Genomic DNA, 21631 nt, shown 5'->3' with positions numbered 1-21631 from the left:
TTCGACGCTTTCAAGAACTGCGGCATTGGTCGTGAAGAAGAAAACATACCTTAAGGAAAAATATTTATTATGCTTATAGGTGTCGGATAGCCATGATGTTATGTTCATCAACGATGCGATCAATGCTATGCATTTTTGTTTCTTTTCGCCAGCGCTAGTAAAAGCAGGAGTCAGTCAAGACTTTGTGGGAATTTTTTTGGTTCGCTGAAAATAGATGTAAGTCATAGGTTAGCGAACCATTTTTTTGAATTTCATCCGTAAGCGCTTTCGGACTCTCATCCCTTGCCATGACGGACGAATATGTACACCTTTTTTTACCATCCCTTGAATTCAGACAGGGCATGATAGATCGGTGTCCCGGACGATTGCTGTAAATATGGCACGTTATTCCGCGTGATCTCCGGCCAAAGACGGCGGACGCGTTGTTTCGCCTTGTTCACGATCGTCTGTTTGGTGGATGCCGTCGACGCCGTTTCCTCTGCCGGCTGCGACGATTCTTCTCCTAAACGACGTCCGAAAAGACGAATCCCATCCATCCGGGCAATCATTGCCTTGAAAAACGCCCCGAGTCCCTTGTCTGTCCAACTGCGGCGGTATTTCACCCGATACGCCAGCTGGCTCATCACGCTTTCAGCCCTCCCCATCGGATACATGCCCGTTGTGTCCACTCCTTGCTCCTTCAGCCATTCCCGGTAATCACGGATGCATCCCGGCATCGATTCGATCCGGTGGATCAAGGCAGCCAGCTGTTGTTCTTTCGCTTCGTCCCCCAGCGTGCCGAGGGCGCTGTTCAGTTCCACAAGCAGCTTCTCTTCATCCTGCTTCGCCAGCTTTTGCCGAATCGCCTGCCACCGTGGATGGCCCGAGAGGCATTGGCGCAACTCACGCGCCACGTGGAATCGATCCAATTGGAAGCAGACCCGTCCCTTGAAATACTCCCGGCACGCGGTAATCCATGGAGCGCCGTCCCCGTTGATGACAAGAAGATCCCGACACGGATCATAGGCATATTCGTTCATCAAAAATTCCTCGAAGCCTTCCCACACCTCCCCCTTGCCCTCATGGACGTAATGGCGCTGATTCACGAATTCGATCCGTGAGCCGTTGCGCTTCCACCCTTCGTGAACGGTCAGGATTTTGTCTTCCTTGGCCCGTTTTCCCTTCCCTTGGCGAGAGACAAACAGTCCATCGGCCTCCACAAACAGCACCCGTCCATATCGCTGGTCAACCGGGCAGTGCAGCGGAACTTCAGCCTCGAGCACCAACTGGCGGATCGCCTCATGGCTCATCACCGGATACCCGACCATCTGGGCAAGCGTACAAGCCGCTTTGCGATAGGAAGAGCACTCCACAGCCAATCCCACCGCCGTTTCTTCTAGACAAGGGCTGATTGACTGCGATCCATCAAACGCTAAAAAGGAATCAAGCAAAAACGTGTAACGGTTTTGTTCTCGGTCTAAATAGTAGTTTCGCTCAAAGGTAACTTCGCCAAACAAGGTTTGAATCGTGGTGCGTCGTTTGTCTTTCAAGTGGTACCGGCGCTTGTCCCGGGTTTCCGCCAATTGTCGGTCGATGTCCTCCAACAGAGCCGTAAACAGCTCAGCGAAGGCGTTTTGCAGGGCTCGAAACAAATCAAGTTCGATCTCTTTCCATGTCAACGAATTTGTGGTAAGATGTTGTTGAATATTCATGGGACTCTCTCCTCCTGTTTGTGGTGTGGTCAATGAACATCTTACCAGGGAGAGAGTCCTTTTTTCATGTTTCCTGCTTGGGATCCTACCGCGCTTTGCTTGGTGGCCCCGATGAGGGGGATTGCGAACCTACGTTCCCAACCCCCTCATCGGGGAATTCTAAGAATTTCTCCCACAAACATTTTACTCACACTAAAAGCAGGTGCAAAATGGCGCATAACGTTATGCTGTAGAGCATGCTTGAATAATAGAAAAATTATCATGTTGGGAGGGAGATAATAATGGTATATCAAATTCATATAGGCGGAGAAATTTTTTCTTGCGGAGAGAGCGTTGATTTATTAAAAGCTGCGAGATCTCATCAAGTAAAAATTCCTTATGGATGTGCAAATGGAGGTTGCGGAATGTGCAAAGTCAAAATCCAAAAGGGAGAATACAAAATTGGATTGTGTTCGAAAGGAGCTCTTTCGGATGAGGAGCGGCAACAAGGTTATGTATTGGCTTGCAAAACGTATCCGCTCAGCCACTTGATTGGTGATCTTGTTGAATAAAGCTAAGGTGGTAACAAATGAACAAAAAAAGATCGGCATTAGATCAGCTGGAATTAAATTTTGATAACGGTTACATTTATATGGGGAAGTCCCGCTCGATGATTGTGGCGACAAATGCGCTCGGATTATTGCGCAGAGATTTAATTCGCGACATGGGATTTGAACGGATGAAAGGTTTTTTGTTTCGGTATGGATGGAATCTAGGTAGACAAGACGCGAAAGAATTGCTGAATCATGCAAACTGTACAGTAGAGGAGTACATTCAAGATGGCCCAAAGCTGCATACGATGAAAGGTCATGTGAAAGCGAGATGTACTTTTTTAGAAGTCAGAAGGGAAAATGGAAAATATCAAGTCAGAATGGAAGGATATTGGTGTCATTCCTATGAAGCAGAAGAACATGTGCGCCATTTTGAGACATCATCCATCCCAGTTTGCTTTACCCTTTCTGGTTATGCCAGCGGTTTCGTTTCAGAAATTGTCGGAGAAAAGACGATTTTCAAAGAAATTGCTTGTCAAGGTATGGGAAAAGAAGAATGCCATTGGATCGGCCAAACGGTGGATCGATGGGGAGAAGAAGCGGAACAAGAGCTGTGCTATCTTGAAGAGTCCCCAATCGTAGAAGAGCTGGCGGCAACATACGAAAAACTTTTAGAAGAACGGAATAATTTAAAATTTGTGACGGATGTTCATAAGAAGCTCACTGAGGAAATCATTAAAGGAAACAATTTAGACTCCGTAGTTCGTCAAGTGTTTCAATCGACGAATATCCCAGTTTTAATTGAGAACCTGCACCTTCATCCGATGGCCTATGCTGGGATTGCTTCCAATGAATTAGAACAATATAAAAACGAACTTATTGACTATGTAGGAAAAAATCCTTTTTGCCAGCCTCAAGCCATCGTCACATCAACACAACTTCTTCATTTGCGCCATCATGATCGCCTGATGACACCAATATTTTTGCAAAACAAAATTGTAGGATATTGTTCGTTTGTTTATCGCGATTTGCATCAATATAACGCCTCAATTTCTCCTATGATTTTAGAGCGGCTGGCCTCTGTCAGCTCGGTATGCTTGCTCAATGAAAAAGCGAAGCTAGAATCGTATGAACGGATTAAAGGATTTTTTTTAGAGGAAATCATTAATGCGGGACAACAAAGCAATGATCACGACTTAATCATGAAAGCTAGTTTAATAGGAGTGGATTTATCCAAGCCTTTTTATATTTGTGTGCTGGATTGCCGGTTTCAAGAAGATGATTTATCGAAAGAGCTGGAAATGCAAAAAGAAGTTTTAAGTTTTCTTTCCGCTTACGACAAAGATCAAAAACAAAACATGTTGATTGGCCAGCGTGCAAAACATCTTATTTTGCTGGTAACAGAAGATCAAGTTGCCAAAACAGGTATACAAACATGGCTGTCAAAAATCGTTGATTTACTATCTTCACAATTCTCTACTATTAAATTTTACGGGGGAATCAGCTCCAAAGTAAACAATGTGTCAAATGCCGGGGAAGCATATAAAGAAGCACTTACAGCGGTCAGGGTATCATCGAAGCACCAACAAATCATTTCGTTTGAATCGTTAGGGGTTGTTGGTGTGCTGATTAATGAAAAGAATGAACAAGAGGTAAAAAAAATGGCCAAAGCTTGCCTTGGAAACTTAAAACTGGATGATCCAAAAAATATCGAGTTCCTGCGAACATTGTACATCTTTCTAGTCAATGGCGGTAACTTGGAACAGACAGCGGCAGATTTGGCGTTATCCATCAGCGGATTGCGTTACAGGGTGAGCAAAATCGAAAGCATTATTCAGCAGGAACTGCGAAATCCTATGATTCATCATCAACTTCTTTTATCGATCCAGTCATTAATGATGATTGGAGAGATCGATATCGGCATTAAATAATGAAGGCACTAAAGGTACGGACATTTTCCTGCATGGGAATGGCACCGGTTGTGATTTGTATTCATAATAAAAGTTTCATATGGAAATTCTAAAATTTGCAGGAATCAAGTGCAAATTTTGAGTTAAATTCCATTTGGTATCCCCTACTCAGGTAGACAAAAAAACAGATGCATTTCATATGATGTGTAAAGAGTCTGCCTGGGATGGGGGTTTTTAATGGCAAAGAAAAAACAAAACCTCAAATCAGGAACCTTTCATTTGAAGGAAAAGATTAAAGACACTTATATGAAGCACACCCCGAAACGATCGAACAGGTTCTCATTTTTTTAGCCTTAGCCGCTTTAAAAAATGCCTGTCCTGCGATCGAATCATTGTCCCGGCATAGTATTCCCTATTTTCATTGTTTTACTTGACAGAATATATGCACGAATAGATCTTTGTTAAATGAAAAATAAATAAAGAAAACTGGCGATTTGCCAGTTTAAAGTTCCGGATCCATCTCTGAAAGACAAGGCGCATATAAGATGTTTTTACAATTTAATCAATTCGGCAGTAGGAAACGGGGCAATTTTCACAATTGATTTCATCTTTTAAATATTGAAGATCGTGAATGGTGATTTTTTTATTTTGAAAAGAAATTACGCCTTTTTTCCGCAAATTGCTCAACATTCGATTGATGCTTTCTCTAGTTGCTCCGCAAAAATTCGCAAGCTCCTGATTGGTCATGTCGATATTGATGAGAATGCCATTTTCAGTTTCTACTCCATAGGTGTTCGCCATTCGTATGAGTGTGGAGTATAAGGCACCTTTCTTCCCGTTTAAAATCAAATCGCGGAATTTTGTTTGAGTAATTTGATATTGCTCGCTCATCCATTTTAGGAACGAAAGGCTAAGATTCGGATTTTCAAACAGTTTGCATTCTAATCGTTCTTTTTTTATGAAATAAATAGAACTGTTTTCCAAAACTTTTGCGTTAAATATGTGCTTCGGGTCATTTGAAAAAATAGAAAATTCACCAATAAGGTCGCCTTTTTTGCAGATCTTTAGCGCCAATTCTCTTCCATCTGAAGTTGTTTTGCTTATTTGCACCAAGCCGGATTGGATGCAATATAATTCATGAACCTCCATGCCTTCTTGAAAAAGATACGTCCCTTCCCTCACGTTTATGATTCCGTCGAAATATTCATGCAAAGCACTCAATGGATCGGTTAAGAATGGATCCGCCACTTGTTTGACCATTATAAAACCTCCTTTCAAGAAGGAAACCATCTATATACCAATATTTTACCAGAACCTAGGAATCTTGATTGTGAAAAAATGGTGAATTGTGATGTAAAGCACATTTTTTTATGAATAAAAATTAGGTGATTACAAAAAAATAAAATGAATTTAAATGATAAGGAGGGAAAAAGAGTGCCACAACGCATTCAATCGTATGTAAATCAAGCGCAGCAAGCATTGCAGCAGATTCAACAAATTGCCAAAGTACTGAAACAGCAAGAACAGCAAAACGCTAATCAAGCATTTAGCTCAAATCAATTTACAGCACAACAGACACAAGCATTTGGACAAAAGGAACAAAATGCGGTGCAAAATTTGCAGCAAATTGAAAATTTGGCTCAGTCGCTTCATAGTCAAGCACAGCAGCTGCAAAATTATCAACCGAAAAACCAGTATCAAGCAGTATACCAAGCTCAACAACCGCAAAATCAATATCAAAGTCAGCAATCATCAGGCTTCAGCTTCAATCCGTTAAGCGGACAAGCGAGCCAAACGAACATCAATGAAGTGCGCCAGCAAAATCAGCAATCAGCACAGCAAATACCGAATCAGTATCAATCGCAGCAATCATCCGGCTTCAGCTTCAATCCGTTAAGCGGACAAGCAAGCCAAACGAACGTCAATGAAGTGCGCCAGCAAAACCAGCAATCAGCACAGCAAATACCGAACCAATATCAAACGCAGCAATCATCCGGCTTCAGCTTCAATCCGTTAAGCGGACAAGCAAGCCAAACGAACGTCAATGAAGTGCGCCAGCAAAATCAACAATCAGCACAGCAAATACCGAACCAATATCAAACGCAGCAAGCATCCGGCTTCAGCTTCAATCCGTTAAGCGGACAAGCAAGCCAAACGAACGTCAATGAAGTGCGCCAGCAAAATCAACAATCAGCACAGCAAACCCAAGCTCCGTTTTAAAAAAACGCGGCAAGCAGGAGCAAATTAGAGCTAGACAACATGCGGACAAAATGATAACCAAAGAGTTAATAGCCTGTAAAAGACCGTAGAATGTATTTCTGCGGTCTTTTCATCATGTTAAGGGAAGTTTTTCAAAATATTTGTAAGAAATTCAAAAAATGTGAAACTTCATTCTTATCAATCTCGTAAAATAAATTGAAAATAATCATTATAATGGAGGAGATGACTTTAATGAGTGAGCAACTGAACATTCAGCATTCAAATGAAAAAGTGGATAAACCGTCGTTGTTAGGGATTGTGACAAGTCCGATTGAGACGCTTGAGCGGATCAAACAACAGCCAAAAGTATTGCTTCCATTAATTGTTGTCATTATTATTTCATCTTTGGCAGCTTACCTTTCAGTGTTATCAGTCGACTATAGCATCGTGGAAGAGGAATTAGGTGCAGAAGGAGCAGCTTACGTCGGCGCATTTACAACAGTCGGTGCACTTGTGTCTGGTATCATTGGCGGACTTATTACACTATTGATTTCGGCACTCATTCTTTTTGCCATTGTAAAAATTGCCGGAAAACAAATTCGTTTTAAACAAATGTTTTCAATGACCGTTTTTATTTCTCTTGTTACATCAATAGGAACACTGTTAAATGCGATTATTTTATATTTTGTCGGTGGAGGAGACATCACTAATCAAGTATTTACTAGTTTAAACAGTATTGTAGGAGCTGAAGGGGCGCTTGGATCATTTTTGTCATCTATCGAAATTTTTGGAATTTGGGGAACAATATTGACCGCTTTTGGGCTTCATCATGTAGGTCAACTGTCAAAAGGTGCATCTTGGACTATTTCAATCGTTTTATTCATTCTTGGCAGTCTGCTATTGACATTATCTGGAGCAACACAATCATTAGTGGGGGCATAGTTATAGTATGAGAAAGAAAGTTTTGATCGGTGTAGGAGTAGCAGTTATCATCGCTTTATTTGTTGGGATCAGTATTTTTCGTGCTGCATCGAAGGAAAATCCGACTGTAGAAACAGTCAAATTGGAGCAAAAAGAAATTACCGGGAATGTTATGATTCCCGGTACTCTTCAATTAATGAATGAACAAAAAATTTATTATGATGCTGAAAGAGGAAAGATCAAAAAAATCCTTGTCAAAGAAGGGGACAAAATAAAAAAAGGAGCACCTCTCGTCATTTATGAAAACGAACAATTAGAGCTTGAAAAGGAACAGGCCAAGCTTTCGATTGAACAAAGCTATATCAAACTAGATCAAATCAATGAGCAGTTGGATGATCTGAAGAAAAAAGAAGAAGAATTGAAGAAACAAGTCGGTAAAGAAGAAGCAGAAAAGCAGATAGAAAATGAAAAAAATCAACTGCAAATGGATAAGAAAATGACGAATCTTGAGCTTAAACAACAGAAGATTCAACTGGAAACAGTAGAAAAGAAGATTTTAGAACTTGAAGTGAAAAGCGAAGTTGATGGAATTGTGATTACCGTAGATGAAGACGCAGCAGTAGCAATGGGCGAAAATGTGAAGCCGCTCATACATATTGGCAGTTTGAACAAAATGAAAGTGGAAGGGGTCATTTCTGAATACGATTCTTTAAAAATTAAAGAAGGTCAGCCTGTAGTTTTAAAATCTGATGTGGTGCCTGATGCAAAATGGAAAGGAAAAGTATTGAAAATTGGCATTTTGCCTCAACAAGGCAGTGAGATGGCGGCGGAAACAGGAAACGAGGCTGTCCAGTATCCAGTGGAAGTTCTTGTCCAAGATCAGAACATCCCGGTGAAGCCTGGCTTTAAATTGATTATGGAAATTGAAACGGAAAGAAAAAAAGCGAATGTTATTCCTCTTACCGCTGTTCAACAAGATGATGATCAACAATATGTTTATGTAGTGAAAAACGGAAAAATAACAAGAAAAGAAATTAAAACCGGTACTTCAACCGATGAATATATTGAGGTGACGAGCGGTTTAACAAAAGATGATGAAATTGTTCGTGAACCATCTGATGAAATCAAAGCAGGCGTGGAAGTGACAATCAAATGATCAAGCTGGAAGATGTGACGAAATCTTATAGAAACGGTAAAGAAACAATGGATGTGCTCAAAAAAATCAATTTAGAAATCCGGCAGGGGGATTTTGTGGCCATTATGGGGCCGTCCGGTTCCGGCAAATCAACTCTCATGAATATTATTGGCTGTTTGGACCGCCCGACATCAGGTGCTTACTATTTTGAAGGGAAGGATATATCGTCCCTTGATGATCAAGAATTGGCCAAAATACGCAACAAGAAAATCGGTTTTGTTTTTCAGCAGTTTCATCTTCTGCCGCGGTTGAGCGCCTTAAAAAATGTAGAGCTGCCAATGATTTACGCCGGCATTGGAAAAAAACAGCGGGATGAACTCGCTAAGCAGGCTTTAATAAAGGTTGGACTCGGCGATAGAATTCAGCATATGCCAAACGAATTATCGGGAGGCCAAAAACAACGGGTGGCAATAGCTCGAGCCATTGTAAATAATCCAAAGCTCATTTTGGCAGATGAACCGACTGGTGCATTGGATACGAAAACAAGCGAAGCAATTATGGAACAATTTACAATGCTAAATAAAGAAGGGACAACCATCATTGTCGTAACGCATGAACATGAAGTGGCTCAATTTGCTAAGCGTACGATTGTAGTAAGAGATGGAGAAATTTTACAAGAAGATTTGGGACGGGGGAGCACATTATGAATTTGATGGAAAATTTTCGGATGGCGTTTTCCTCCATTCTTGCCCATAAGCTCCGTTCAATTCTGACAATGCTAGGAATAATTATCGGAGTCGGATCTGTTATTTTAGTTGTAGCAATCGGCCAAGGGGGCGAACAAGCCTTAAAAGCCCAAATTGCAGGCAGCAGCAATACGATAGAAGTGTATTATCAACCAAGTGAAGAAGAGTTGAAAGCAAATCCGAACGCAATGTTAGTGGATCCGTTTACCCAAGAAGATGTTGAAGCGTTGAAAGAGATCCCTGAAGTTAAACAGGTTGTTGCTTCCACGACAAGTTCTTATCAAATAAGGTATAAAGAAGAAACAATCGATGCCACGGTCTATGGGATCAATGCTGCATATATGGATGTCAATCAATTAAACATTCATAAAGGCCGACTGTTTACGGAAGCGGATTTTTTAGGCGGCAGACGTGTTGCGATTATTAGCGACCAACTAGCAGAAGATTTATTTAAAAAACATAATCCGATTGGCGAGGTCGTTTGGGTATCGAATCAGCCGTTCGAAATTATCGGCATACTTGAAAAACCGACAGGAATTTTTGCCTTTGGCATGTCGGAAATTTACACTCCATGGACGGCTTATCGAAATGCTTTCGGTCAAACGAATTATACGCAAGTAACGCTTGAAGCAGTTAGTGCAGACGAAATCAAAGCTGCAGGGGAAAAAGCTGAGCAATTGCTAAACGACATGCATCAAACAGAAGATTCGTATCAAGTGGTGAATTTTGAAGAAATTGCAGAATCCATCGGCCAAATTACCCGTATTATGACCATGATTATCGGAAGCATAGCCGGAATTTCCCTCGTAGTTGGCGGCATCGGTGTCATGAACATCATGCTCGTCTCCGTCACCGAGAGAACGAGAGAAATCGGCATCCGCAAAGCTCTTGGTGCAACAAGGAGACAAATTTTGCTGCAATTTTTAATTGAATCGATGACATTAACATTAATTGGGGGAACTTTAGGGGTTTTATTAGGTGCAGGAATTGCATCCATCATTTCCATTTTTGCCGGTTGGCCATCATTAGTATCATGGCAGGTTGTCGTCGGCGGACTTTTATTCTCAATGTTTATTGGGATTCTCTTTGGACTATTGCCGGCAAACAAGGCGGCAAGATTGGATCCAATCGAATCGTTAAGATATGAGTGATACAGAAAGCTGCTGGCTCTGCCTTCCATAGGCGAGAAAAATTCATGCTAATACAATCTATTTTTTAAACAAAACAAAAAAGGTGTCCAACTTTATTGGACACCTATTCTTTTGAAAACATAGATACACGATGGTGCCATCGGATACTGAAAATCAATCCGATCGCCATCATGCTGCCAATAAGGGAGCTTCCTCCATAGCTGATAAAAGGAAGCGGTATACCTGTGATCGGCAGAAGGCCAATCGTCATGCCGACATTTTGAAATACATGGAAGACAAACAAGCTGATGACGCCAGTACAAAGATAGCTGTTAAACGGTTCAGTTGTTTCAATTGACACTTTAATGATGTGATAGATTAATAAGAAAAATAAACTAATGACAATACTAGTGCCGATAAATCCAAATTGCTCCCCAATCACACTGAATATAAAGTCGGTGTGGTTTTCAGGGATATATACTTGTCCATGCCCAACCCCTTTTCCGAAAATTTGTCCAGATCCGATAGCTTTTAGAGAATTGAGCAAATGATAGCCTTCAGCGCTTTTATATCCTTCGGGATTTAACCATGCATAAATCCGGCCGAACTGATATTGCTTGACACCTAAATATTTGGCAAGAAATTCAGGCATTCGCAATACAAGATAAAAAATTGTTGCAGCAAAGAGGGTTACGATGAGAAACCCTAATGTAAGAATCCGCCAAGATATGCCTGAAACAAGAATAAGGCCGGCTAAAATGGCAAACATGACAAGCGCAGTCCCAAAGTCAGGCTGCAGTATAACGAACAATACCGGTACTGCTGTCGTCACACCCATTTTACATAACAAAATGAGATCGGTTTGAATGGTTCGATGCAAATACTTTTGATGATGCTTGCAAATAATATGGCTCAAAGCAATGATTAAGAAAACTTTCATGATTTCTGAAGGCTGAAACGAAAAACCGGGAAGAGTAAACCATGCTTTAGCGCCATTTATTTCTTTAGCAATTTTTGCCGGTGAAATCATTAACAAAAATAGAAGAAATATCCCAAAACCGTATAAATACCATGTCATTTTTTGAATTTGTTCTGAATCGAACAGCATGACAACTCCGGCAATAAGACAGCTGGCTGCATAGAAGGCAATTTGCTTAAAAATAAAGTTTACCGCATATTGCCCTGAAGTCATTTGCGCTCCGTAAATGGCCACGCAGCTCGCGCAAAATAGTAGAAATATAATAAATGCTAATTGATAATCAAACCGCGATTGCGCCTTTTTGTTAGAATCCATGAAGCCCACCAACTTTATGAAAATGTTTTTTTTAGAAGAGTAGAATTTCCTTATGTTAGACGAATGGTAAAAGCGAAAGGTTTCAAGCGCAAGTACGTTTATTATAGTAGCACACTTTCATTTGTTTGCACACATTTTATTCATCTATTTAAGATACCTTTGCTTCATTATTTCGTCTAATCCATAAACTGTAATTAACTGGAGATGATGAAAATGAAGAAAGTCTTGATTGGTTTGTTGCTGCTCTTCTTGGCCGCCTGCAGCAATTCAGAACAAAAATCATCCGTAGAAAGTGCTAAAATGGATCAGACCATGATAGAGAAAAAAATTGAAAAAAAAGGAGAAATGGAAACAGTTGAAGCGAAATCAGCTGCCAGCACATACTCAAACGAACGAAAAGTTATGTACACTGCGAATATAACGGCAGAAGTGGTAAGCTATGATGAAACGATTGCAAACTTAACAAAGAAGGCCGAAAGCAGAGGGGGCTATATCATTCAATCAAATGCAGTGGAACAGGATGGAAAGATCGAGGCATATGTAACGTTCCGCATTCCTCAAAATGAACTTCAACGATTTATAGAGGAAGTGAAAAAGGCAAGCAAATCAGTCAAATCGGAGCAAATGACTGGTGAAGATCAAACAGAAGAATATGTCGATTTAAACTCTCGATTGAAATCGAAGCAAGCGGTTGAAGCTCGGCTCCTTAAATTTATGGAATCGGCTGAGAAAACAGAAGACTTGTTGAAAATTTCGGAAGATTTGGCAGCTGTCCAAGAAGAAATCGAACAATTAAAGGGCAGAATAAAATATATTGAAAATAGAACAGACTATGCAACAGTTGAACTGCAATTAACAGAAATAAAATCTCATGAAAATTTTTCAAAGGATTTTAATACGTGGGAAAAAACGAAAGAACAATTTTTGACAAGCATTCATTGGATTGTTCAGGCGGCATCTTGGATTGTTGTGATCGTTGTAGGGAATTTACCAATTGTTTTATTGGCGCTTATTATATTTTTCTTCGTATATCGAACATTTAAAAAGAAACAGGAGAAAACTGAGTAATCTTTTTTACTTGTGGATCGGCTGTTAAAATGATAAAGACCGCACAATTTATTAATGAAATTGTGCGGTCTTTTTCAATTTGAATTTTTTAACTCTGACTTCAAAGAAGCTTGCGAGCCAAGGCATGTTTTTTTAGGGGATATCTATAACTCGTTTTTTCGCATAATAGAAGCCCTCATTATTGTTTTAGAAACGTTGATATATTGAGGATTTGGCTTTCCGGAAAGCCGGAAATACCGATTGCAGTGCTTTTGCTTTCGGCATCGTTTGTTTATTATAGGCAGTTTCGAACTTCATGTACTAAAAATGTGAAGTCTCTTTGTTATGAATTCGCTGTGTTTATTCTGCATTTAATTAACTAAGTAGTATAAAATATATCCGCAAATGATCGATAAAAAAAGATGCTTAAGAAACCGCTGCAAACGATGTTCAAAAAATGTTTTTATTTGTAGAGCCGGCTTAGTTTTTTCTGCGTTCACCATGTTCACCTCTCATTTGTACAAATATATGCGAATTAGAAGGTTAAAATGAATAAACACCTTCAAATGATTGGAATGAGATTATTCAGCTTGACGATTTTGTTTTTGGGAGAAGGATGATAGGAAGAATTCAGTTATGTAGGAGGACAAATAGATTAATAAACGTAGAATTATAGCAGACAAAAGAAGCTGTAAAAAGAATGAGTTTGGACGGCTTTAAAACATGTAAAAAAATTGATCTTACTGCCTTAAGAAAAGATATGTGCGGGAAAGTAATGATGTTGATTCGGACATTCATCTTCTAAACAAATGAAGTAGGGGGCAGAGTAAAAAAACTGGAGCGAAAAAAATTTCGCTCCTGACGTTCCCCCTCATTGTATCTACTAAATTTTTGTAAAAAGCAGCTTTCCGCCAAGAACTGCAAATAAAATAGATTTGCCGTAATGAATAGCAGAAACTGTTTTTTTAGATTGAAACAAAATTTTTATTTTGCCGGCTAATGCTGAAAATAAGGAAAGCAATACCAATGCTTGTACAATGAAAATAAGACCTAGTACAAACATGTCGAGCTGAACATGGACGCTGTTTGTTGATACAAACTGCGGCAATAAAGCTAAAAAGAACAATGACACCTTCGGATTTAACAGGTTCATCAAAATGCCTCTTTTATATAAAGAAAAGAGGGAAAGACTTTTTACATTTGCTATTTTACCGGAAACTGCTGATTTCCCTTCCTTATAAGATTCCCATGCTAAATATAACAGATAGATCGCACCGACAGATTTAATAGCTGTAAAAATAACAGTAGATTGATAGAGTATGGCTGACAGTCCGAGTGATGCGATTAAAGTATGTCCGATAAGTCCGGTGCAAAGTCCGAGAGAAGTGATGAACCCCGCTCGAAAGCCGTAAGACATACTTTGTGCAATGACAAATAAATTATCGGGTCCTGGTGCAACGGTTAATAAAATAGAAGCTGCAAGAAAACTTAAAATGATGGACAATTCCATTTTTTACGTTCTCCTTTTCGCATAGTGGATCATTATAAAGTTTGGCTGTTTTTTTCTTTGAATAAGAATGAAAAGGGCAAAGTCAAATGACCGCCCATTAGCATGATAAAGTACGATTCGATTCAAAGAAGACAAATACTATGATGATGTTGATGCAGCAAATAAGCAAAACGAGAAATATAGAGCTTTTACTGACTTGCCTGAAACAAACGTCAAGGATGAATGATACAGTTTCAGCTAAGTGTTGTGCAATATTTAAGCAAGGCTTTCATGAGAAACGATCAGCCGGCCCTTTTTTAAAACGCCCAATTTCCTTTTCGGAAGATTGGTTCACGTGTGCCGTCCGGAAGAATGCCGTCGATGTCCATTTCTGCACTTCCAATCATAAAATCAACATGTGTAATGCTCGTGTTGAGACCATGCTGTTTCAATTCATCCTCTGTCATCGTTTTTCCGCCTTCTAAGCAAAACGCATAGGCGCTGCCGATCGCTAAATGGTTTGAAGCATTTTCGTCAAACAACGTGTTATAAAATAAAAGATTTGACTTTGAGATCGGTGAGTTATGAGGTACTAAAGCAATTTCACCTAAATAATGAGAGCCTTCATCTGTTTCGACTAATTGCTTCAAAATTTCTTCGCCTTTTTCGGCTGTTACATTTGTAATGCGTCCTCGTTCAAATGTGATTACAAAATTTTCAATTAAATTTCCGCCGTAGCTTAACGGTTTTGTGCTAGTCACATAACCATTTACCCCATCTTTTTTCGGAGCTGTGAACACTTCTTCTGTAGGCATGTTTGCCATGAAAGAAACGCCTTTTTCATTAACGCTTCCTGCTCCCACCCATAGGTGCTTTTCAGGCAGTTCAATAGTTAAATCCGTTCCAGGAGCTTGATAATGGAGTTTTCTATATTTTTTCGCATTTAAATAATCGACTTTTTGATGAAGGTTTTCATTATGTTTTTTCCATGCAGAAACCGGATCTTCCTCATTAATGCGTGTTGCTTGAAAAATAGCATTCCATAATTTTTCAACTCGAAGCGATTTTTCTTCATTTGGAAAAACTTTCTCCGCCCATTCTTCGCTTGCGGCAGCGATAACCGTCCAGCTGACTTTATCCGATTGTATGTATCTGCGAAACGTATTTAAAGCTGTTCCAGACGCTTTCTGGAAATTAGCGATTCTCTCAGGCTGAATGCCTTTTAATAAATCAGGGCTTTGGGACACAATAGAAATAAAAGCTGCATTTCTTTCTGCTAGGGCAGTTCTTTCGAGAGACTTCCATTCAGGATATTCTAAAAACACGTCATCAGGAGCCTTTTCATATTTTAATCTTGTTAAAACATCATCTTGCCAGTCGATATGAATATTCCTTGCACCAACCTCATAAGCTTTTTCCGCAATAAATCGGACGAGTTCTTTTGCATCTATGCTTGCAGAAATGAACAATTCTTGTCCTTTTTGAACATTGACTCCGACCTTGACGGCAAGTTCTGCATATTTTTCAAGCTGCTGTTTGAAAGTTGTCATCATCATTCTCCTTTATTTCCTACATATTTTTTTCTGTATTTTACCAAAAAAATTAAAATAAAACCAATTGGATTGCTTAACGAAAATGAATAATAGAGCTACAATAGAGATAGAAAAGAAAGAAAAAGAAACAGGTGTGTGAAGAATATGAATTTTTTAGATGAAATGGTTATTGTCAACAAATCGCATCGAGAATTAAGAGAAAAAGCCGAAAAACTTGCGGAGAAGTTCGCGGAGCGAGCCGCGAAAAATGATCAGGAATCTTCGTTTCCATTTGAAAACTTTTCAGATTTAAAAACGGAAGGATTTCTGAAATTAACTGTGCCAAAAAAATATGGAGGAAATGAAATTTCTTTATATGAATTTCTGCTTGTTCAAGAAAAAATTGCAGAAGGAGATGGAGCGACAGGTTTATCGTTAGGGTGGCATAATGGAATCGTAATGGATTTATCCGAATCAAAAAAATGGGATGAACGCACGTTTGAGCGCATTTGCGAAGAAATTGTCGCTGAAGGAAAATTAATCAATAGCTGTGCATCAGAACCGGCTGCCGGAAGTCCTGCAAGAGGCGGAAAACCAAAAACAACGGCAAGAAAAGAAGGAAGCAGCTGGATTATTAATGGCCATAAATCGTTCACATCACTGGCCCCGATTCTAGATTATTTTATTGTAACCGCAACAATTGAAGAAACAGGTGAGGTTGGCGAATATTTAGTCCCAAAAGGAGCAGAGGGGCTTTCCATAAAAGAAACATGGGATACAATCGGCATGCGCGCGACAAGAAGCGACGATTTATTACTGCACAACGTAAAGGTCGAAAAAGACGCTCTCGTTTCGATCAGACAAGCTACATTCAGTCCTTCCACTCCGAAAGGATGGCTTTTACATATTCCTGCCTGCTACCTCGGGATCGCTATCGCCGCAAGAAACTTTGCTGTCAAATATGCAAAAGAGTATCAACCTGCCAGTCTTTCTCATCCAATTTCAGAACTTTCGGAAGTGCGGCGAAAAACAGCTGAAATGGATCTGGAGCTTACAAGCGCACGGCATTTTATGTACAGTGTGGCGAAAAAATGGGATGAACAGCCGCATTTACACGAACAAATGGGGCATGAGCTGGCTGCCGTAAAATATGTTGCCACAAACAGTGCGATCAAAGTCGTTGACCTAGCCATGCGAATTGCAGGCGGACAAAGCTTAAGAAAAGAATACCCATTGGAGCGCTACTATCGGGATGTCAGATGCGGTCTTCATAATCCTCCAGCAGATGATATAACGTTAAAAATTTTCGGTGACCGTGCTTTTCAAGAATAAAAGAACACAAAAGGCGTTTTCTCAGGCTGAAAAGTTGATGGACAGCCGAAAAACGCCTTTTATTATTTCTGTGTTCATTCGTTCCTTAGTACAAATAAAAGCTTTCATTTATTACATTTGAACAAAAAATTGTTCATTGGTTTTAACTTCATTCAATCTTTTTTTATTGTCAAAACAACTTTGTCTTTTGTTTCACATCAATTGAAAAGTAGCTGCTGTCTTGTAAAAATGTTAAGATGTCCATTCTTTCAGCTTTTGATCGGAAGGTAAAAGCATGGAGAGCATGCCGATAAATGGAAGAAAGCCGCACGCGATCATAACTGGCTTTAAGCCGAATAAGTCCGCGAGAGCACCGAGCACGACTGATCCTAAAGCGCCTAAACCGAAGGCAAGACCGACCATTAAGCCTGATGCAGTTCCGATTTTTCCAGGCATTAGCTCTTGTGCGTATACGACAACTACAGAAAAGCTTGACAAAATAATAAAGCCGTTAATGAGCATTATTGGAATTGCCCAAAATTCATTCACATAAGGCAAAATGACCGCCAGCGGAGCTGATCCAAGCATTGAGAAAGCAATGATATTCCGTCTTCCGAAACGATCTGAAAGCGGCCCTCCTAAAAATGTTCCGATTGCACCTGCTGCTAAAAATATAAAAATATATAGCTGTGTTTTGCTGATGGAAAGTCCATGTTCATGAATTAAATAAAAAGGGTAAAAATTAGTGATTGCTGCATGATACCATGAACGAGCAAAAACTAAGAAGATGAGCAGCATAAGTCCAATTTTCACTTGCTTTTTTCGAGCGGCAGGAACTTGCACAACGGCTTTTTTTGCGCTTGTTTTTTTTCGGCTGTCGAGCTTTTCCTTATACCAATTTGCAATGTATAGAAGGACGATGACGGCCATGCCGGCAATTAAAGTAAACCAAATCGCGCCAAATTGTCCCATAGGGACGAAAATAAGAGCTGTCATAATGGGAGCAAGAGATTGTCCGGCATTACCTCCAACTTGAAAAATGGATTGGGCGAGCCCTTTTCGTTCTCCCGCTGCTAAATGCACCACTCTTGAACCTTCCGGATGAAAAACGGCTGAACCGATTCCGACGAAAAATACCGAAACTAAAACAATCCAATAATTAGGTGCAAAAGCAAGTCCCAGCATGCCGAAAAACGTACACGTAAGCCCGATGGGCAGCAAATAAGGCATCGGCTTTTTATCTGTATAAAACCCGACAGCAGGCTGAAGCAAAGATGCCGTTAGCTGAAGGCTGAATGTAATGAATCCAAGCTGCATATATGTAAGATTCATTGATTTTTCCAATATAGGGAAAACTGCTGGAATAACAGCTTGAATCGAATCGTTTAGAAGATGAACAAATCCGATAATAAATAATATTCTGTATAATGTAATTTGACCCATATTCTGTTTTTGAACAGCTGCTTCCATTTTGGTTTCTCCTCTCATATTTATTCGTATGTCTAAATATTTTACTTGATTTTACAAAAATATGAAATAAAAAAGTTTAACAGTATACAGTAGTTTTATTATGTCAACTTAGTATATATAAAGGTCTGTCTAGAAAGTCAAATTTCCATTGAAAACAAAAAACTCATAAACATCGATATAACAACGTTTTCTAAAGCATGAAAGGGGCATCAATAAGCCAAAAAAGACTCATTGGACAGCCCCCTAAAAGCGTGCAAATAGTATTTAATTTAAAGCTTCAGATAACGTTTCAAGATTGCGTTTCATAATGCTGAAGTAGTCTTCGTTATTTTTTAAATCTGTTTCCGAAACACTTTCTAAATTATGTAGCGTTAATGATTTGGCACCAATTTCTTGTTGGATGATTTTTGCTACTTTTTCAGATACATTTTGTTCAAAGATCACATGTTTTAAATGATGTTTTTTCGATAGTTCAATGATTTTGACAAGCTGCTTTTGACTAGGCTCATCTGTTGGAGATAATCCCGATATTGGAATTTGTTCAATATCGTAGCGGTCTTCCCAATAACCATAAGCAGCATGAGCCACAAGAATATATTTTGTTTTCGATTTTTTAATTGTTTCTTGAAATGATTGATCCAGTTCTTCAAGATCTTGTTTAAGTTGAGCGAAATTTTGTTCAAAATATTCTTTTTGATCAGGAGCCGCTTCCGTTAAAGCGTTCTTGATGTTTTCCGCAAGAGTAATGGCCCTATTTGGATCAAGCCATACATGAGGGTCAACATCTCCATGTGCATGATCGTGTTCCTCTTCGTTTTGGTTCACATGTTCTTCTTCATGATCTGAATCTTCTTCATGATGTGAATGCTCTTCTTCTCTACTTTCATGGTCATGTTCATCTTCGGACGCACTTAATAATGGAATTCCTTCAGCTGCTTTTACAATTTTGACATTGCCGTCTTTCAGCGTTTTTTCTGCCTTATCGGCAAATCCTTCTATACCAGCTCCAGTATAGATAAATAAATCCGCTTTCGCAATTGCTTCCAAAGTTTTTAATGTAGGTTCATACGTGTGGGCTTCTACATTCGGTGGGTAAACACTTTCGACGTGAACGTATTTACCGCCGATTTTTTTAGTGAAATCTGTCAGTGGATAGATTGTTGTATAAATTTCAATTTCTTTTTGATTGTTTTTGTCCTCATTATGATTGTTCGTTTCGGAGGCATTGTTGTTATTTTGGCCGCAGCCGATAGGAAAGATTGCAAGCATTGCCATTAAAAATGCAAAAAAGACTTTTTTCATCGATTTGAACTCCTTTCAAAATATATGTGTACCCCGCTGTATTAAATCGTAATGATTTCGATTTAATTATATATAACATTTTCTAAATGGGCAAGGCTAGAAGCACTAAAAACAAAAATATCACAAACTATAACATTTTGTTATACCCCATGTTGAATAAGCATTTCACACCAATCCTTCTCACTGGTACCCTTTAATTAGGATATTAATAGAGGTGAACTTGAATGGTGGAAATGGTTTTGCTGCTCGCTCTTGGACTTTTGTCAGGCGCTTATGGGGTAATGGTGGGAGCAGGAGGAGGATTTGTGTTTGTTCCTGCTCTCTTATTGCTGTTGAAATTGCCTCCTGAAATTGCAGCTGGTACGGGTCTTGTTGTGGTTTTTCTCAATTCCATATCAGGGTCGATGAATTATATACGGCAAAAGCGTGTTCATTTTTCTATCAGTTGGCCGATCATCTTCGGCTCCATCCCGGGAACGTTTATCGGCACTTGGCTGTTGGGAATTATTTCACCCGACTTTTTTTATTGGATATTTGCCGCTGCTTTATTCATGCTCGGGATGTTTTTGCTTTTAAAAAAAGCTCCGGAAGAGCCGGAACATAGTATGAAAGCAGGTTTTTTCAATGAGGGCAGAAACCGTTTAAAAGCTGTTTTTTTATTCATCATCGGACTTTTGTTGGGAACTTTATCGAATTTTTTTGGAATTGGCGGCGGATGGTTGCTCGTCCCCATTTTAATTTATTTATTGAAGATTCGTCCTCACGACGCAACTGCGATTTCTCTTTTTGCATTATCGATCTATTCACTTGTTGGTGCGCTGAATCAAATTGCATTAGGGAATGTTAATTGGACGGCCTGCTTGTGGGGCGGTATAGGAGTGATGATCGGCTCTCAACTGGGAGCTATCTTATCAACAAAAGTGCCTGGAAAATGGATTTTGCAAATGTTGTCTTTTTTGCTGATAGGTGTTAGCATGAAGTTGTTTTTAAGTGTTTAAATTGTAAGGAAGTGATTCCGAATTGGATTTGGAAAGTTTAAAAATGTTTTGTCTTGTTGTTGAGGAAGGGAGCATCAGCCGTGCTGCAAAGCTTGTCTATGTGTCCCAGCCGGCTGTTACGAGAAAAATCCATCAACTAGAGGATTATTATGGAACCCCATTGTTTGACCGTTCGAACGGAAAAATGACTTTGACAAAAGCCGGCAAAATGTTATATCCGATTGCCAAAAATATTGTGGAAGAAATTCAACAATCAAAAGAAGCAGTAAAGGAAATAACCGGACACAAAGATTTTACACTAAGTGTCGGAGCGACGTTGACAATTGGGGAATATCTTTTGCCTAGTCTGCTCGGAAAATTTAAAAAAGAAGTGCCAGATGTAAAGCTTTCATTAGCGATTTCTAATACTCCGGGCATTATTGATCGGCTTGTTGACCGCAAAATTGATATCGGATTTGTAGAAGGAGTTGTAGAAAACAGCATTTTTCATGTAAAAAAGCTTGTCGATGACGAGCTTATTTTAGTATGCGGAAGAGAGCATCCTTTGAAGGAGAAAAAACAAATTGACATTGAAGAGCTGGCAAAAGAAAAAATGATCTGGAGAGAAAAAAATTCAGGAACCCGTCTCATTATCGAAAATACATTAAAAAAATATGGGGTGTTAGATAAAATAAATTATTATATGGAGCTAGGAAGCACGCAGGCTGTAAAAGCTGCTATAGAATCCGGGCTGGGAATCGGCTTTTTGCCGAGGATTACGGTGTCAAGAGAGCTGAAATACGGCTACTTATATGAATTGAAAATAAAAGATGTGGAAATTAAACGGCATTTATCGATATTGTCTCGGACTGAACGGTTCCGCAAAGAAATTGTTGACGAATTTATTGATTTCATTTATAAAAAAATGGTAAGTTCAGGTTAAAATA

General features: G+C 39.4%; 18 protein-coding genes. 11 read left to right on the top strand and 7 right to left on the bottom strand.

The features are described from left to right. Nucleotides 1–314: 314 nt before the first annotated feature. Nucleotides 315–1691, bottom strand: coding sequence for an ISLre2 family transposase (locus NSQ61_RS07515; protein WP_340806573.1), 1377 nt, complete (start codon nt 1689–1691; stop codon nt 315–317). A gap of 281 nt (nt 1692–1972) precedes the next feature. On the opposite strand from NSQ61_RS07515, the gene NSQ61_RS07510 reads away from it, so the two are divergent. Beyond that, nucleotides 1973–2242, top strand: coding sequence for a 2Fe-2S iron-sulfur cluster-binding protein (locus NSQ61_RS07510; protein ID WP_063389622.1), 270 nt, complete (start codon nt 1973–1975; stop codon nt 2240–2242). 17 nt (nt 2243–2259) lie between these two features. Next, nucleotides 2260–4152 carry a XylR N-terminal domain-containing protein gene (locus NSQ61_RS07505; protein ID WP_340806571.1) on the top strand — a complete coding sequence of 631 codons (1893 nt, stop codon included), beginning with the start codon at nt 2260–2262 and terminating at the stop codon, nt 4150–4152. 537 nt (nt 4153–4689) lie between these two features. On the opposite strand, the gene NSQ61_RS07500 is transcribed toward NSQ61_RS07505, so the two are convergent. Continuing rightward, entirely contained in the window at nt 4690–5391 is a 702-nt protein-coding gene (locus tag NSQ61_RS07500) for a Crp/Fnr family transcriptional regulator (protein WP_130157966.1), read from the bottom strand. Between the two features lie 174 nt (nt 5392–5565). Between NSQ61_RS07500 and NSQ61_RS07495 the strand changes: the two genes are divergently transcribed. The 5 genes from NSQ61_RS07495 (at nt 5566) to NSQ61_RS07475 (ending at nt 10283) form a co-directional block, all read left to right on the top strand. Next, entirely contained in the window at nt 5566–6351 is a 786-nt protein-coding gene (locus tag NSQ61_RS07495; protein WP_340806568.1) for a hypothetical protein, read from the top strand. A 231-nt stretch (nt 6352–6582) separates the two neighbouring features. Further along, entirely contained in the window at nt 6583–7272 is a 690-nt protein-coding gene (locus NSQ61_RS07490) for a Yip1 family protein (RefSeq protein WP_063389624.1), read from the top strand. A 7-nt stretch (nt 7273–7279) separates the two neighbouring features. Continuing rightward, a complete protein-coding gene (locus NSQ61_RS07485) occupies nt 7280–8407 on the top strand; it encodes an efflux RND transporter periplasmic adaptor subunit (protein ID WP_063389625.1) in 1128 nt (375 codons plus the stop codon). After that, nucleotides 8404–9093 carry an ABC transporter ATP-binding protein gene (locus tag NSQ61_RS07480; RefSeq protein WP_063389626.1) on the top strand — a complete coding sequence of 230 codons (690 nt, stop codon included), beginning with the start codon at nt 8404–8406 and terminating at the stop codon, nt 9091–9093. Before NSQ61_RS07485 ends, NSQ61_RS07480 begins: the two co-directional genes overlap by 4 nt. Further along, on the top strand, nt 9090–10283 hold the full coding sequence (locus tag NSQ61_RS07475) for an ABC transporter permease (protein WP_340806565.1): 1194 nt from the start codon (nt 9090–9092) through the stop codon (nt 10281–10283). Before NSQ61_RS07480 ends, NSQ61_RS07475 begins: the two co-directional genes overlap by 4 nt. Before the next feature lie 103 nt (nt 10284–10386). Here the strand turns inward: NSQ61_RS07475 and NSQ61_RS07470 are convergent, their stop codons facing one another. Then, complete coding sequence (locus NSQ61_RS07470) at nt 10387–11556, bottom strand: FtsW/RodA/SpoVE family cell cycle protein (protein WP_339195358.1); 1170 nt, start codon at nt 11554–11556, stop codon at nt 10387–10389. 213 nt (nt 11557–11769) lie between these two features. Between NSQ61_RS07470 and NSQ61_RS07465 the strand changes: the two genes are divergently transcribed. Further along, nucleotides 11770–12624, top strand: coding sequence for a DUF4349 domain-containing protein (locus NSQ61_RS07465; protein WP_327848547.1), 855 nt, complete (start codon nt 11770–11772; stop codon nt 12622–12624). 862 nt (nt 12625–13486) lie between these two features. On the opposite strand, the gene NSQ61_RS07460 is transcribed toward NSQ61_RS07465, so the two are convergent. Both NSQ61_RS07460 and NSQ61_RS07455 read right to left on the bottom strand, forming a co-directional pair. After that, nucleotides 13487–14113: a LysE family translocator gene (locus tag NSQ61_RS07460; protein ID WP_340806558.1), complete on the bottom strand. Its 627-nt coding sequence runs from the start codon at nt 14111–14113 to the stop codon at nt 13487–13489. Nucleotides 14114–14409: 296 nt separating this feature from the next. Continuing rightward, nucleotides 14410–15642 (bottom strand): aminopeptidase, encoded by a 1233-nt coding sequence (locus NSQ61_RS07455; protein ID WP_094245626.1) that lies wholly within the window; start codon nt 15640–15642, stop codon nt 14410–14412. Between the two features lie 147 nt (nt 15643–15789). On the opposite strand from NSQ61_RS07455, the gene NSQ61_RS07450 reads away from it, so the two are divergent. Next, entirely contained in the window at nt 15790–16956 is a 1167-nt protein-coding gene (locus tag NSQ61_RS07450; protein WP_094245627.1) for an acyl-CoA dehydrogenase family protein, read from the top strand. Nucleotides 16957–17187: 231 nt separating this feature from the next. Here NSQ61_RS07450 and NSQ61_RS07445 read toward each other — a convergent pair whose 3' ends face one another. Further along, nucleotides 17188–18405 carry an MFS transporter gene (locus NSQ61_RS07445; RefSeq protein ID WP_066251268.1) on the bottom strand — a complete coding sequence of 406 codons (1218 nt, stop codon included), beginning with the start codon at nt 18403–18405 and terminating at the stop codon, nt 17188–17190. A 264-nt stretch (nt 18406–18669) separates the two neighbouring features. Beyond that, complete coding sequence (locus tag NSQ61_RS07440; protein WP_340806555.1) at nt 18670–19707, bottom strand: metal ABC transporter substrate-binding protein; 1038 nt, start codon at nt 19705–19707, stop codon at nt 18670–18672. 224 nt (nt 19708–19931) lie between these two features. Between NSQ61_RS07440 and NSQ61_RS07435 the strand changes: the two genes are divergently transcribed. Together NSQ61_RS07435 and NSQ61_RS07430 are read left to right on the top strand one after the other, a co-directional pair. Continuing rightward, nucleotides 19932–20705, top strand: a complete 774-nt coding sequence (locus NSQ61_RS07435; protein WP_094245630.1) for a sulfite exporter TauE/SafE family protein — start codon at nt 19932–19934, stop codon at nt 20703–20705. Nucleotides 20706–20727: 22 nt separating this feature from the next. Next, a complete protein-coding gene (locus tag NSQ61_RS07430) occupies nt 20728–21627 on the top strand; it encodes a LysR family transcriptional regulator (RefSeq protein WP_339229077.1) in 900 nt (299 codons plus the stop codon). Nucleotides 21628–21631 lie beyond the last annotated feature (4 nt).

Origin of the sequence: Aeribacillus sp. FSL K6-1121, from assembly GCF_038003725.1 — a bacterium.
In the GTDB taxonomy this organism is placed as follows: domain Bacteria; phylum Bacillota; class Bacilli; order Bacillales; family Aeribacillaceae; genus Aeribacillus; species Aeribacillus composti.
Note: the sequence above shows the minus strand (reverse complement) of the source record. Positions and strands in the feature narration are given on the sequence as shown.

Bases quoted from the DNA above. Each gene is read 5' to 3' on its own strand.
- NSQ61_RS07515 (WP_340806573.1), bottom strand. From the start codon at position 1,691: ATGAATATTCAACAACATCTTACCACAAATTCGTTGACATGGAAAGAG.
- NSQ61_RS07510 (WP_063389622.1), top strand. From the start codon at position 1,973: ATGGTATATCAAATTCATATAGGCGGAGAAATTTTTTCTTGCGGAGAG.
- NSQ61_RS07505 (WP_340806571.1), top strand. From the start codon at position 2,260: ATGAACAAAAAAAGATCGGCATTAGATCAGCTGGAATTAAATTTTGAT.
- NSQ61_RS07500 (WP_130157966.1), bottom strand. From the start codon at position 5,391: ATGGTCAAACAAGTGGCGGATCCATTCTTAACCGATCCATTGAGTGCT.
- NSQ61_RS07490 (WP_063389624.1), top strand. From the start codon at position 6,583: ATGAGTGAGCAACTGAACATTCAGCATTCAAATGAAAAAGTGGATAAA.
- NSQ61_RS07485 (WP_063389625.1), top strand. From the start codon at position 7,280: ATGAGAAAGAAAGTTTTGATCGGTGTAGGAGTAGCAGTTATCATCGCT.
- NSQ61_RS07480 (WP_063389626.1), top strand. From the start codon at position 8,404: ATGATCAAGCTGGAAGATGTGACGAAATCTTATAGAAACGGTAAAGAA.
- NSQ61_RS07475 (WP_340806565.1), top strand. From the start codon at position 9,090: ATGAATTTGATGGAAAATTTTCGGATGGCGTTTTCCTCCATTCTTGCC.
- NSQ61_RS07470 (WP_339195358.1), bottom strand. From the start codon at position 11,556: ATGGATTCTAACAAAAAGGCGCAATCGCGGTTTGATTATCAATTAGCA.
- NSQ61_RS07465 (WP_327848547.1), top strand. From the start codon at position 11,770: ATGAAGAAAGTCTTGATTGGTTTGTTGCTGCTCTTCTTGGCCGCCTGC.
- NSQ61_RS07460 (WP_340806558.1), bottom strand. From the start codon at position 14,113: ATGGAATTGTCCATCATTTTAAGTTTTCTTGCAGCTTCTATTTTATTA.
- NSQ61_RS07455 (WP_094245626.1), bottom strand. From the start codon at position 15,642: ATGACAACTTTCAAACAGCAGCTTGAAAAATATGCAGAACTTGCCGTC.
- NSQ61_RS07450 (WP_094245627.1), top strand. From the start codon at position 15,790: ATGAATTTTTTAGATGAAATGGTTATTGTCAACAAATCGCATCGAGAA.
- NSQ61_RS07445 (WP_066251268.1), bottom strand. From the start codon at position 18,405: ATGGAAGCAGCTGTTCAAAAACAGAATATGGGTCAAATTACATTATAC.
- NSQ61_RS07440 (WP_340806555.1), bottom strand. From the start codon at position 19,707: ATGAAAAAAGTCTTTTTTGCATTTTTAATGGCAATGCTTGCAATCTTT.
- NSQ61_RS07435 (WP_094245630.1), top strand. From the start codon at position 19,932: ATGGTGGAAATGGTTTTGCTGCTCGCTCTTGGACTTTTGTCAGGCGCT.